Source organism: Rhodocaloribacter sp., from assembly GCF_056451265.1.
This window is the reverse complement of the sequence record NZ_JBWOPL010000002.1, coordinates 1-13,125: the sequence shown is the minus strand read 5'-3', so window position 1 is coordinate 13,125 and position 13,125 is coordinate 1. Positions and strand designations below refer to the sequence as shown.

General features: G+C 66.0%; 12 protein-coding genes. 7 read left to right on the top strand and 5 right to left on the bottom strand.

Going from position 1 to position 13,125, the window contains the following annotated elements:
• The 3 genes from AC1HIY_RS00115 to AC1HIY_RS00105 form a co-directional block, all read left to right on the top strand.
• Positions 1–335 (top strand): Ppx/GppA phosphatase family protein (locus AC1HIY_RS00115; RefSeq protein WP_479574669.1); only part of this gene is annotated, 335 nt, incomplete at its 5' end.
• Positions 336–434: 99 nt separating this feature from the next.
• Positions 435–1,550 (top strand): Mrp/NBP35 family ATP-binding protein, encoded by a 1,116-nt coding sequence (locus AC1HIY_RS00110; RefSeq protein ID WP_479574668.1) that lies wholly within the window; start codon positions 435–437, stop codon positions 1,548–1,550.
• A gap of 84 nt (positions 1,551–1,634) precedes the next feature.
• Positions 1,635–1,943 (top strand): NifU family protein, encoded by a 309-nt coding sequence (locus AC1HIY_RS00105; RefSeq protein ID WP_479574667.1) that lies wholly within the window; start codon positions 1,635–1,637, stop codon positions 1,941–1,943.
• 110 nt (positions 1,944–2,053) lie between these two features.
• Here the strand turns inward: AC1HIY_RS00105 and AC1HIY_RS00100 are convergent, their stop codons facing one another.
• From AC1HIY_RS00100 to AC1HIY_RS00085, 4 genes are all read right to left on the bottom strand, one after another.
• The gene (locus AC1HIY_RS00100; protein WP_479574666.1) at positions 2,054–3,184 is read right to left on the bottom strand and encodes a hypothetical protein; all 1,131 of its coding nucleotides are present in this window, start codon (positions 3,182–3,184) and stop codon (positions 2,054–2,056) included.
• Positions 3,185–3,464: 280 nt separating this feature from the next.
• Complete coding sequence (locus AC1HIY_RS00095) at positions 3,465–3,905, bottom strand: hypothetical protein (RefSeq protein ID WP_479574665.1); 441 nt, start codon at positions 3,903–3,905, stop codon at positions 3,465–3,467.
• A gap of 143 nt (positions 3,906–4,048) precedes the next feature.
• Entirely contained in the window at positions 4,049–4,471 is a 423-nt protein-coding gene (locus AC1HIY_RS00090; RefSeq protein WP_479574664.1) for a hypothetical protein, read from the bottom strand.
• 352 nt (positions 4,472–4,823) lie between these two features.
• The gene (locus tag AC1HIY_RS00085; RefSeq protein WP_479574663.1) at positions 4,824–5,279 is read right to left on the bottom strand and encodes a peroxiredoxin; all 456 of its coding nucleotides are present in this window, start codon (positions 5,277–5,279) and stop codon (positions 4,824–4,826) included.
• Positions 5,280–5,628: 349 nt separating this feature from the next.
• Between AC1HIY_RS00085 and AC1HIY_RS00080 the strand changes: the two genes are divergently transcribed.
• The 4 genes from AC1HIY_RS00080 to AC1HIY_RS00065 all read left to right on the top strand — a co-directional run bounded on the left by AC1HIY_RS00080 (position 5,629) and on the right by AC1HIY_RS00065 (position 11,497).
• Entirely contained in the window at positions 5,629–6,645 is a 1,017-nt protein-coding gene (locus tag AC1HIY_RS00080; RefSeq protein WP_479574662.1) for a DMT family transporter, read from the top strand.
• Between the two features lie 99 nt (positions 6,646–6,744).
• A complete protein-coding gene (locus AC1HIY_RS00075) occupies positions 6,745–8,106 on the top strand; it encodes a M28 family metallopeptidase (RefSeq protein WP_479574661.1) in 1,362 nt (453 codons plus the stop codon).
• Between the two features lie 203 nt (positions 8,107–8,309).
• Positions 8,310–10,598: a TonB-dependent receptor gene (locus AC1HIY_RS00070; RefSeq protein ID WP_479574660.1), complete on the top strand. Its 2,289-nt coding sequence runs from the start codon at positions 8,310–8,312 to the stop codon at positions 10,596–10,598.
• A complete protein-coding gene (locus AC1HIY_RS00065; protein WP_479574659.1) occupies positions 10,595–11,497 on the top strand; it encodes a hypothetical protein in 903 nt (300 codons plus the stop codon). Before AC1HIY_RS00070 ends, AC1HIY_RS00065 begins: the two co-directional genes overlap by 4 nt.
• A gap of 90 nt (positions 11,498–11,587) precedes the next feature.
• On the opposite strand, the gene AC1HIY_RS00060 is transcribed toward AC1HIY_RS00065, so the two are convergent.
• Positions 11,588–12,952, bottom strand: coding sequence for an FG-GAP repeat domain-containing protein (locus AC1HIY_RS00060; protein WP_479574658.1), 1,365 nt, complete (start codon positions 12,950–12,952; stop codon positions 11,588–11,590).
• Positions 12,953–13,125 lie beyond the last annotated feature (173 nt).

Genomic DNA, 13,125 nt, shown 5'->3' with positions numbered 1-13,125 from the left:
CGGGAACCCCGCTCATCGGCGCGGCGGGCACGGCCGTCTCGCTCGCGCTCCTCCACCACGGCGTGCGCGCGTGGGCCGGCCTCCCGCCCGGCAGCGTCATGCTCACCCACGCCGACGTGCGCCGGTGGCGCGAGCGGCTCCTCGCCGCCTCTCGGGACGAAGTCCTCGCGCTCAACCCCGACGTCATGGCCGGCCGCGCCGACGTCTTCCCGGCGGGCGTGCTCCTCTTCGAGCGCGTGATGCGCCGGTTCGAAGCGCCCGTCTGCCGCATCAGCCCGCGCGGCCTTCGGCACGGCCTCGCCCTTCGCTTTTTCCGCCCAAAGCGACCGGTTTGAGAAACCCGAGAAGATGGAACAAAGCCCTGCCCCCCGTGTCCCACCGGCATTATCCAACCTTTTCCAGAGGCGCGTCTCAGGGTCCGAATCGAGAGAGTCATGGCAATCACGGTCGAACAGGTTATCGATGCGCTCGGCACGGTCGTCGAGCCCGAACGCGGCAAGGACATCGTCCGTCTCCGCATGGTGAAAGACCTCCGCGTGGAAGGCGACACGGTGCGTTTCACGCTCGTCCTTCCGAACCCGGCGTCCCCGTTTGCGCGGACCGTCGAGGACGCCGTGCGGCGCGCCATCGGCAAGGCGGCCGGCGCAGGCGTGCGGGTGGAGGTCTCACTCGACAATGAGATGATCGGGCTGGGCGACGACCTGATGCTCGGCGGGGCGGCGGAGACGCCTTCGTCGACGCCCGAGCCGCTGAACCTCATCGCCGTCGCCTCGGGCAAAGGCGGCGTGGGCAAGAGCACCGTCGCCGTCAACCTGGCCGTGGCGCTGGCGAAACAGGGCTACGACGTGGGCCTCGTCGACACGGACATCTACGGCCCCTCGATTCCGACGATGTTCGGCCTCAAAGACGCGCGGCCCACGGTCAACGAGGAGCGAAAAATCGTCCCGCTCCGGAAATACGGCGTGCGGCTGCTTTCGATGGGCTTCCTCGTCGATCCGGACAAGGCCGTCATCTGGCGCGGCCCGATGGTCACGAGCGCCGTTCAGCAATTCCTCGGCGACACCGCCTGGGGCGAGCTCGACTTCCTCATCATGGACCTGCCGCCCGGCACCGGCGACATTCAGCTCACCATCGTGCAAACCGTCTCGCTCGCGGGCGTGGTCATCGTCTCGACGCCGCAGGACGTAGCCCTCGCCGACGCGCGCAAAGGCGTGTCCATGTTCGCGCAGGTGAACGTGCCCGTGCTCGGCATCGTGGAGAACATGGCGTACTTCACCCCGCCCGAGCTTCCCGACCGAAAATATTATCTCTTCGGCGAGGGCGGCGCGCGGCGGTTGGCCGAAGAACTCGGCGTCCCTTTCCTCGGCGAGGTGCCCATCGAGCAGTCGCTCCGGGAGCACTGCGACGCGGGCACGCCCGTGGTGGCCGAAGCGCCGGAGCACCCCTCGGCGCAGGCCTTCACGCGCATCGCCGAGCAAATGGCCCGGCAGACGGCCATCCGCAACGCCACGCTCCCCGCGACGGAGAAGATCGAGATCCTTCACCGATGAGCCGGGCGCTTCGCCCCGACGGCCTGATCTTTTTGGCGAAGCCGTCGTTATAGCCGGTAACCCGAACCATTGCACCACCCGACCATGTTCGAGGAAAAAAATACGCCCGATTCCCCACCGCCCGGCGACGCCTATCGCCCGGGCGAAGACGCCGAACTCCGGCGGCGCGTCGAAGAGGCGCTGGACATGCTGCGGCCCTACCTGATGACCGACGGCGGTTCCGTGCGCCTGCTCGACATCACCCCCGACTACGTGGTCGAACTCGAACTGCTCGGGGCCTGCGGCACCTGCCCGATGAGCACGATGACCCTCCGGGCGGGCATCGAGCAGACGCTCAAACGCGTCGTCCCGCAGATCACCCGCGTCGAAGCCGTCAACGCCCCGGCGTATTGACGCCGCCCGCCGTCCGATCTTCCCGCCCCGGCGCCTCGAAGCTCCGGGGTTTTTTTATGCCCGCGCGCGAGACCGAAGGCGGCATCCCCCGAAGAGTTCGGCAAAAGACCTCAGGAGCGGTGCAGCGGGGCAAACTCCGGCGTGATCTTCTTGTCAATGCCGAGGAAGATGAAGTGGTCGAAGTAATAGTGGATGAGCAGGAACGAGAGGATGACGCTGTAGAAGGCAAAGTAGTGCTGCCCCTGATAGACGTCTCCGTAGAGGAGCGAACCCATGAGCTCGCCGGTCTCGAACCACCCGAAGTGCGTCACGAGGCCGAGTGTGGCGAGGAAGATCACTCCCGCCCCGAACGTGAACGCCAGGCATGTCGCGTAGAGTTTGTAGCCCCGGCTGGAAATCTTTTTGACCATCTCCGAGCTCATCAAACCACGCTCCGAGCGCAGCCGGTTCAGGTAAAGGACGATGGCGAGATACTGAAACGAGTGCCATACGTTGAGGCCCTGAAACGCCACGTCGAGGTTTTCGAGCATCGGTGTGAGCAGAAACAGACCGGTCGCCACGGACATGTGGAGCGTCTTCGGCCCGTGGAAACGCCCGCGGCGGTATTCCCATATGGTCTTCGCCAGGAAGGCGGCGAGAAAGCCGAGAAACAGGACCCACACCACGGCAGGCAGCCAATCCATGCGCAGGAAGTCCGGGAAGAGCAAGGTGCGCCCGCCGGTCTGAAACCGGCTATGGATGAGCTTGCCGGTGGCGATGGGATAGATGGAGGTAAAGAGCAGGCCGTAGTCGATCACACGGGAGGACCACCGCCAGCCGCGCGGATCCTTCATCCGATAGGCGTCCGCCACGTAGGCTGCCTGGTGTATGACGTGAACCGAGGCCCAGAAGAAAAAGACCGTCACCAGCAGGGTCAGGTTCACCACGGCCAGCGTCACGATGATGACCGGCAAGAGCAAAGCGCCCCGGGCGTACACCGGATACCGCTTTCGGAAGTCCGGCTCCATGAGCGTCATCGTGTACGTCGCAAACAGGTGCGGCCCTCCGATGAGCATCGTCACGATGAGATCGACGAAAATGTTGCTCTGGACCATCGCGTGGCTGATGTGAGGGAAAACCAGCAACACGGCGGAGAAGATGATGAAGGTGAGGTCGTAGAAGGGGCTTACCAGCCAGAGGTCCCGCTTGCCTGTGCGAGGCATGGCCGGGGCAAGCGCGATCGGTTGTTCGAGCGTCGCCATGGCGCATTGGGAGTTGGGTGACGAAAGGGCATTGCACCCGGCGTCCGGAAGCGAAACACCTCACGTTTCGCCGGGCCGTACAGAGGAAGCTCCGGAAAGAAGCCGTGTCTTCCGGGCCGGGGAACGGCCCGGGGAGCAGGTTGATTACGTGCGGCTCCGGAAAGAAGCCGTGTCTTCCGAGCCGGGGAGCGGCCCGGGGAGCAGGTTGATTACGTGCGGCTCCGGAAAGAAGCCGTGTCTTCCGGGCCGGGGAGCAGGTTGATGGGGTACGCGGGCCGGTTTAGAGAATGAACGTCCAGCCGTCGTCGGTTTTGAGTTCGATGCGTTCAGGGATCAGGATGCCGTCCGATCGAACGAGGCCGCGGGCGCGCACGGTCCCGGCCATATAGTCGGCAAGCACCTGCCCGTTGGTGAGCAGGATCCACACCTTGCCGTCCGGGTCGCCGCCGGTGAGCACGGCCACGGGAAAGCCCTGCCGCGCGCAGAAGCGGGCGCAGGCGGGTCCCATCTGGCCTTCCGGCACCGGATGCGGATGATCGACCCCGATGTTTGCCCTGTCACGCGAGAAACAGTTGGTGTCCACCAGCGTGCCGACCACCTCCAGCGAGTCTCCCGGAGTGTACGTCTTTTCCGCAGTCGCCTCCGGTGCGTCTTCGGACGAGCAGGCGGACGCGGCGTAAAGCAGAACGACGAGGAAGGAAAAGAGGAAATACGTTTTCATGATCGTGAAATAAAGGGCCGGGGAGTGCGCTCCGAAGGGTTTGCGCGGAGCATGACAGGTTGGAGGCTGCTTCTTCGGAGAAGATACAAAAAAAGGGGTGTCCGAAACGGTCACCCCTTTTCGTGCAATCAATGGGCTTGCGGTTACATCATCGCACCCGGCGTGACGTCTTTCCACTTGCCGTTTTCTTTGACCTCGACCTTGCCGGCGAGGATGCCGCCCTCGAAGGCTTTCTCACCCGTCACGCGCACCTGCTGCGAGACGTGGTCCTTCAGCGCCGTCGCCGAGGTGATGATGATGTACGTCTTGCCGTCTTCGGTCACGACGCCGGTCGGGATGCCCATGCTCGCGCAGGCGGTGCCGCAATTCGGCACTTTCATCATCTTGCCGTTTTTCATGACCATGTGGTCGTTGCCGATAGCCATCTCCGGCTTACCCATGGCGGAGGCCATGCCGTAGCACTTCGTGTCTACCAGCGTGCCCTCAACGGTGATCTTGGGGGCCGTTTCCATCGTGGCGGCAATGGCGAAAAGAGCCACGATGAACATGGGAAAAAGCTTCTTCATAGGATTCCTCCTGAGGTTGATGGAAAGTAAGGTGTGAAGATGTATTCCGAAAAGAGATGCTCGCGAAGCCCGGTCTCGGGGTGGTCATGAGGCCCGGTCCCGCAAAATCCTGCAACCTGCCCAAGCACATTTCTTACGTTGACCACACGCACAGGACATTACGAACTCTTTCGTGCTTCACCGAAACTTCACGAACGCTTTCGGGAAGGGCGCACCCGGAAAGCCTCCTCGGATGTTCGCTCACGATGGCGCAAGATGTAACGATCCCGTAACAGGATAAAAGATTTTCCCGTGAGAGTAAAGGCCTTCCGAAGCTTCCGTGCGGGCGGCGGGAGGAGATCCGACGTGGTCTTCAGGGGCGCGCCTTGAGGTGAGCAATCATCGCGTCGATGTGTTCTCCTGCGCCGAAAAGGTCCTCATAGACGGCGGCGATGCGGTGTTCGGCGTCGAGCAGATAGGTGACGCGTCTGGGGATGCGAATCAGAGGAAGGAGGGCGTCGTAGCTCTCGCACACGCGGCCGTCCATGTCGGCGAGGAGGTCGAAGGGAAGATGATGTTCGGCTTTGAAGCGCCGATGCGTTTCCAGATCGTCGCGGCTGATGCCGTAAACAGGCACGGAAGCCTTGCGAAAGAAGGCGAACTCATCACGGAAGGCGCAGGCTTCGCGGGTGCATCCGGGGGTAAAGTCCTTCGGGTAGAAGTAGAGGATGCACATCTGTCCGGCGGCGTCACGGCTGAGGGTGAAGTCGCGGCCGCTCGTGGAGGGGAGCGTGAAGTCGGGGGCGGGCGTTCCGGGCGAAAGGGGCATAGGCGTGATGAGGCGGCATGAGACCAGGGGGCGTCTGAAAACGCCGTGCGGAAGGAAGGGTTCACGGAAGCGGTGCGGCGTTCGTGCAACCTGAGGTCGGGAAGCGCGTGAGAGGAACGAAGCGCCGTGCGGGAAGCGATGTGTGGGGAGGTGTGCATGTCGGGGCGGCAGGGGAGGCAGGATCACGCAGGGCGCGCCGCCGGCCACTTTTTCTCCGCACGAATGCCACGCCAATCGCGGGAAAACCGTATCATCCCCTCTCCTTGAGTGGTTCAAGAACGCGCCGGTTTTTCGGAAATGATGGCGATTCATCCTTTTCTCTATTCTTGTCGATAAGTCCGGGCCCGGTATGTCTCAGCACGTCAGGGAGGTGAGCGCCGACGAGGCGGGCGCGAGCGAGCCGGGGGCGGTGGCGGCGGCTTCACCGGAGACGGACTATTCGCACCACGGCGTGCTTCTGCTTTTCGTCTTCATCTGGGGGGGCAACTTCGTGCTGGCTGAGGTGGCGCTCCGGGAGATGGCTCCGATCTCGTTCAGCGTGTCGCGTTTTCTGGTGGGCGGCATGGCCATGCTGGCCATTCTGTACGCGCAGCGGATGCTTCACGCCCGCAACGACGGCTGCCGCTTGCAACTTTTCCCGAAGCTCGATCGCCGGGACTGGCCGCGCCTGCTCTGGATCTCCGTGCTGGGGGCGACGCTCGCGCCGTGGCTCGGCATCGAAGGGCTGGGGCTCACACACGGCGCGCGGGCGTCGCTGTGGCTGGCCCTCGGCCCGGTGATGAGCGCCGGGATGGGCTATTTTCTGAACACGGAGCGCATCGGGCGTGTGGGGCGTGTGGGGCTGGCGCTGGCGGGCCTGGGCACGCTCGGGCTGGCGCTCGACGGCCTCGACCCCGCCCGCGGCTACTGGCTCGGCGACCTCATGCTTTTTTTCGCCATCCTGCTGGCCGCCGGTGAACTGCACCTCATCAAGCCGCTGGCCGCCCGCTATGGCCCGACCCCCATGGTGACGGCGCGCACGATCATCGGCGGGGCGCTCTATCTGCTCGTGGCCTCCCCCTCGCTCGCCGAACAAACGTGGTTCTCGCTCAGCGCGTGGACCTGGGTTGCCATCGTGCTCGGCGGCGGCATCGGAGTCGGCGTGGGGCAATGGGTGAAGGTGCGCGCCCTCCGCTCGCTCGGTCCCACACGCGTGGTGCTCTACGGCAACCTCGTGCCGCTGGCGGCGCTGACGCTGGCCTGGCTCACCATCGGAACCGTCCCCACCCTGCTCGAACTGGCCGCCGGCGGCCTCATCATCCTCGGAGCCGTCCTCCTTCAGGTGATCGATGCGCCGCGCCGATACACGCCGAACGTCGCAGGGTAAAGCCGCGCACAGACCGCACATCGGCGCTTTTCCCTCGACATCCCGCCCCCGCGTCCGTAGTTTGACGCGTGTTTCTTCCACGATCCGTACCCATCCCTCATGAAACGTTTGTACGTCCTCGCGCTTTTCGCCTTTCTGGCGGAGGCTTCCTTTGCTCAAGTCATCCTTCATCCCGATCCGTACGTCGCGGGGCTGGTCGAGGCCGTCAGCGCCGACTCGATCGAGGCGAGTGTGCGGCGGCTGGCCGCTTTCGGCACGCGGCATACGCTCTCGGATACCACTTCGGACACCGAGGGCATCGGCGCGGCCCGGCGATGGATCCGTCGCACGCTCGAACGCTATGCCGAAACCGGAGGCGGGCGCATGGAGGTCGCCTTCGACGAATTTCTGTACCGGGCCGACGGCCGCCGCATCGACCGTGACGTGGTGATGAAAAACGTAGTGGCCCGGCTGCCCGGCACGGATCCGAACGACGACCGCGTCTTCATCATTAGCGGGCACTACGACAGCCGCGTGTCCGACATCGGCAATGCGACCGCCTACGCGCCCGGCGCGAGCGACGACGCCAGCGGCACGGCCGCCGTCCTGGAGATCGCCCGCGTGCTCGCCGGGTCCTCCTTCCCCGCCACCCTCATCCTGATGACCGTCCCGGGCGAGGAGCAGGGCCTCATCGGCGCCCGCCACTTCGCCGAGAAGGCCGACTCGCTCGGCTGGAACGTGGCCGGCATGATCACGCTCGACATCGTCGGGAACACCCTCGGCGACAACGGCACGAAGGACAACCGCACCATCCGGCTCTTCTCCGAGGGGGCGCCGGTGACCGAGACCGAGCGCGACGCCGGCCTCCGCCGCGCCGTCGGGGGCGAGAACGACAGCCCCGCCCGGCAACTTGCGCGGTACCTCAAGGAAGTCGGCGAGCGGTATGCGCCGCTGATGCACGTCAAGCTCATCTATCGCCGCGACCGCTTCCTTCGGGGCGGCGACCACATCCCGTTCAGCGAGCACGGGTTCGCCGCCGTCCGCATGACCGAGCCGAACGAAGCGTTCACGCGGCAGCATCAGGACGTGCGCACCGAAGACGGCATCGCCTATGGCGACGTGCCGGACGCCGTGGACTTCGCCTACATCGCCAACGTGGCGCGGGTCAACCTGGCGGGACTGGTGAACCTGGCGCTCGCGCCGCCGCCGCCGGAAAAGGCCGGCCTCTGGGCGCGCGGCCTCTCGGTCGATACGCGCCTCGTGTGGGAACCCCCGGCGGCGGGCGCAGACCGCGTGGCAGGCTATTACGTGCTCGTGCGCGACACCACCTCACCGGTGTGGGAGAAAAAGATCTTCGTGGGCAACGTGACCGAGTACACGCTCAAAGGCGTCTCGAAGGACGACAACTTCTTCGGGCTTCAGTCCGTCGACGCCGCCGGACACGAGAGCCGCATCCTGTTCATGAAACCGATCTTTCGATGAGCCGACAGGCAAGCCCTTGACGGCGGGTGTATGCGAAGCCCGCGGACGCCCCGCAGGCGCCTCTGACCGCGACCGAAGGGCGGCCCCGCACAGGGCCGAATAATTGCCTCATTTGTCCTTTCATCCCTCGCCCCGGCTCCGTAACATCCCCTCGGCTTTTGAGGCGGCCTTCGGGAAGGCCTCTTTCATCTTCTGGGGACGATATGCGCCACGCGATACGATTGGGGGCTGCCCTGACGGGGCTGATGATCTGGCTCGCGCTCGGGGGAACGGCCCGGGCGCAGACGGCCACGCTTCGCGGCTTCGTCACCTCGGCCTCGGACGGGCAGCCGTTGCCCGGCGTCAACGTGGCGCTGAGGGACGAGGAAGGGCGCCTCTTCGGCACGGCTGCCGACAACGACGGCTTCTATGCCGTCTCACGCGTGCCGCCCGGCGCGTACCGCCTCCGCGCCACGTTCATCGGCTTCGACGCCTACGAAGAGACCGTCACGCTCGAAGCGGGAGAGATCCGGACCTTGAACCTCGCGCTCGTCGAGGCGGAGGCGAAACTGGGCGAGGTGGTCGTCGAGTCGGCGCGGGAGACGGCCGGAGCGGCGAACGTGTCGGCGGGACTGCAGACGGTCCGCCCCGTCGACATCGACCTGGTGCCGGCCCCCGACGTCTCCGCCGACCTCGTGAACTACCTCACGGCGATGCCCGGCATCGTCTCGCAGGGAGATCAGGGCGGACAACTCTTCATCCGGGGCGGCGAGCCGACCCAAAACCTCGTCCTGCTCGACGGCATGCTCGTCTACCAGCCGTTTCACGTGCTGGGCTTCTTCTCCTCGTTCCCCTCGGGCATCATCAACTCGGCGGACGTGTACGCGGGCGGCTATGGCGGACGGTACGGCGGGCGGCTCTCGTCCGTGATCGACGTGTCGGCGCGGACGGGCAACAAGCAACGGTGGGCGGGCGAGGTGTCTGCGGCGCCGTTCGTGAGCAGCGCCCTGCTCGAAGGCCCCCTCGTGCCGGGAAGCGTCTCCGTGCTGCTTTCGGCCCGGCAGTCGGTCATCGAGCAGGGCGCGGCCCGGCTCGTCGACGACCCCCTCCCCTTCTCCTTCGGCGATTTCTTCGGAAAGATCCACGCGAACCTGGGCACGGGCGCACAGCTCTCGATCACCGGCCTCCACACCGACGATGAAGGGCGGCTCGGCGTCGATCCGTTGATGGCCGCCGCCGCGGACACGCCCGCCGAGGACGTCGTGACGTGGGCGAACGACGTCCTCGGCGCGCGGCTCCTCTTCCTCCCGGCCAACCTGCCCATCTTCGCCGAGTTTCTGACCTCGATTTCGAGCCTGAGCAACGACTTCGGCCCGTCGGACCGCCCGTTTCGCTCGACCTCGGTGGACCGCTTCAATTTCTCGACGAACATCACGCATTACCTGGGCAATACGGACGTGAACTGGGGGCTCTTCCTCAGCGCGCTCACCCTCGGCAGCGACCTCGGGGGGCAGTTTCAGAACCTGAGCACGCGGGACGAGTCGGTCACGGAGGCGGGGTTTTACATCGAGCCGGAGGTGCGAATCTCGGGCAACCTGCGCGTGCAGCCGGGGGTGCGCATCCATTCCTTCCCGAGCAAGAGCCAGAACTTCGTCGAGCCGCGCCTGCGGGTGGTGTGGAACGTGGGGCGGCATCGTTTCAGCGGGGCGGCGGGGCTCTATCACCAGGAGGTGACGGGCCTGACCGACCGCCGTGACGCGGGCGACGTGTTCACCGTGTGGGCCACCGCGCCGCTCGGTCAGGTGCCCGAAGCCTGGCATTTCATCGCCGGATGGCACGTCAACCCCGCGCGGGGGATGAACGTCTCGATCGAAGGGTTTTACAAGACGCTCTCGAACCTCGTGGTGCCGGAGTGGACGGCCTTCCCGCGCTTCACGACGAACCTTCAGCAGGCCGACGGCACGGCCATCGGCGGCGACGTGCGGCTGGAGGTGCGGGGCGGACCCTTCTTCGGCGTGGCAAGCTATGGCTTCTCGCAGGTCGATTACGAAGCCGAGATCCCATCCCTCGAACTGCTCACGGGCGACGCCGCCATCACGTATCCGCCGCCGCACGACCGGCGGCATCAGGTCAACGTGATGGCGGGCGTCTCGCACGCGGGCTTCAACCTGAACGTGCGGTGGCAGTTCGGCTCCGGGCTGCCGTTCAACCAGTCCATCGGCTTCGACCGCTTCGTGCTCCTCGACACGCTCGTGCAGGTGACCGAAGCGCCGGGCGACGAGCGCGTGCTCTATCAACGCCCCTACACCGGCCGCCTGCCCGCCTACCACCGGCTCGATGTCTCGCTCGACCGTGCGTTCCGCCTGCAACCGCGCGTCTTCCTCACCGCACAGGTCGGCGTGATCAACGCCTATGACCGCCGCAACCTGTTCTATTTCGACCTGTTCACCCTGCGGCGGATCGACCAGCTCCCGCTGATCCCGTCCTTCGGCCTCAAGCTCGAAGTCAGATGAAACACCTCGCGCCCATCCGAATCTTCTCGCCGGCGGTGATGCTCGGGCTCGTCGTCGCCGCCGGGCTGTTCGCCTCGGCGTGCGACGACACCGTCGATCCGTTCATCGAGGAGGATCGCTTCTTCACGATCTTCGGCTTTCTCGACACTGCCGCCGACACCCAGTTCGTGCGCGTGATCCCCTTGCGGCGACGCCTCGTGACCGAACAGGAGGACGTGCTCGATGCGCGCGTCACCACGACGGCGCGCGAAGACGGGAACGCCGTCGTCTGGCGCGACTCGCTCATCCACTTCGACGACGGCAGCCTCGGCCACGTCTTCTATGCCCCGCTCCACGTCTTCCCCGGATGGACGTACCGCTTCGAGGTCCAGCGCTCCGACGGCGCGACGGCGGCGGCCGAAACGACCGTCCCGCGCGCCGAGCATGCCTTCGTCGGGGAGCCGGTGGAAGGACCCGCCAACCTCATACAAACCGTGCGCTGGGAAAACGTGGACGCCCCCCCGTTTCGCGTCGAGGTGTGGTACCGCTTCGCCGCCTTCCCCCCGAGCAACCCGTTCCGCGAGGTGGTGGTGACCTATGGCGAGGACCGCTTCGGCAGACTCCGGGAAGACGGCTGGACCGTGGACGTACAGCTCCGAAAAGATCGCGCGGACGTCGCCCGGCAGATCGGCGAGCCGCTCGTGTTCCTCGGCGTGGGCATGCGCCTGACGATGACGGACGAAAAGTGGCGGCCTCCCGGCGGCGTTTTCGATCCCGAACTGCTCATCCAGCCCGGCGTGTTCTCAAACGTCGAAAACGGGTTCGGCTTCCTCGGCTCGGTGAACCAGTACACCACCGAATGGACGCTCCCGGAGCCGACCATCCAGGCGCTCGGCTATGCGTTCCCCGGCAAACGATAGGCCTATCAAGCTCCGGCGCTTGCTCCGCGAGAACGGTGTGGGTGTCTGGGACGTGTGGGGGAGCCCGATGACGACGCGCGCCGCCGGCCCTTAGAGACACGTGAGCGGCTCGCCCTCCGGAAGCCAGTCCGGATCGGTGCATTCGGGGACGAGACGGTTCATGAAAAAGCGGAACGTCAGGTCTTCCTCGGTGCTTTGCCGACCCGTGACGATGATGTCCGCGTCGCCGTCGCCGTTGTAGTCGACGATGGACGCGTCGCCGAAGGTGAGACCGCTGAAGCCGCTCAGGGCCTGCGCCTCCTCGAAACGGCCGTCCACGTTTTCATAGAGGCGGAGCGCGGTGTCGCCAAGGATCTTCCGTTTGCCGATGAGGACGACGTCGAGGTCCCCGTCGTCGTCATAGTCGCCCCATCGGACCTTTCCGGCCAGCCATCCGCCGAAGTCGAAGCCGGTGTCGGAGAGCGTGCCGCCGTCGTTGCGAAAGAGGCGGGTGACGCCGCGGAGGAGGGCGGGGTCGAGCGCGCCGCCGGTGAGGAGGAGGTCGTCGTCGCCGTCGTTGTCGTAGTCGCCCCAGGCGAGCGCGCCGAAGGCCAGAGCGGGCAACCCGGCGTTCAGAGCCGTGAAGACGCCGCCGTCGTTGCGAAAGACGTCCGTGACGAACCGGCCGTTCTCTTCCGAACCCGAGAGCGCGAGGTCGAGGTCGCCGTCGCCGTCGAGGTCGCCCCAGGCAAGGGCGCTGAAGCGAAGGCCGGGCAGCTGCGCGCCGGTGTCGGTGAACGCGCCGTCGTCGTTGCGGTAGACGTGGGTCTCCGGCGTGACGGGCGGCTCGAGGCGCGTCGCCCCGGTGACGGCCACGTCGAGGTCGCCGTCGCCGTCGAAGTCCCCCCAGGCGGCCTCACCGTCGTAGGCGCCCGTCGGAAGATCGACGGAAGCGTCGGAGAAGAAGTTGTTCTGATTGACGTACACACGCGCGATGGGGATCTCGATGCGCCCGGAGACGGTGACGGTTTCGGTGATGCCGGTCAGGAGCATGTCGAGGTCGCCGTCGCCGTCATAGTCGCCCCATTTGGCGGAGCTCTGCCGCACGGGCGGCACGAGCGTCGTGTTCAGGTTGAGGTCGTGAAAGACCTTCACCTTGACGGGGATCGCCTGTTCACCGACGGAGACGTTGAACGTGGAGTCGTCGGTGCGATAGACGCGGGTGATGGCCTGAAAAAACGTGCTCGCGCCGTTGCTGAAAGCGGCGCGCCCGGTCAGGAGCAGGTCGAGGTCGCCGTCGCCGTCGTAGTCGCCCCAGTCCATGGACCCGAGGGTGACGGGACGGATGGTATAGGGGATGAGCCAGAACTTCGGAGGGGCGAGCGTGTGCCGGAGCGCTCCGGTGAGCAGGCTCGCCAGCAGGACGGCGGTGAGGCCGCGAGCGGCGGAGCGGAAGAAGGGAGGACGTCGCCTCATGGGGTGTGCGAGGATAAGCGGGGTGAGCGAGGATAAGCGGGGTGAGCGAAGGGATCATCGAACGAGCAGGACGGCGGATGTGCGCACCCGCGGCCCGGCGCGCAGTTCGACGAAGTAGACCCCGGCGGCGGCGGGCCGTCCGGCGGCGTCGCGCCCATCCCATGCGGCCTCGT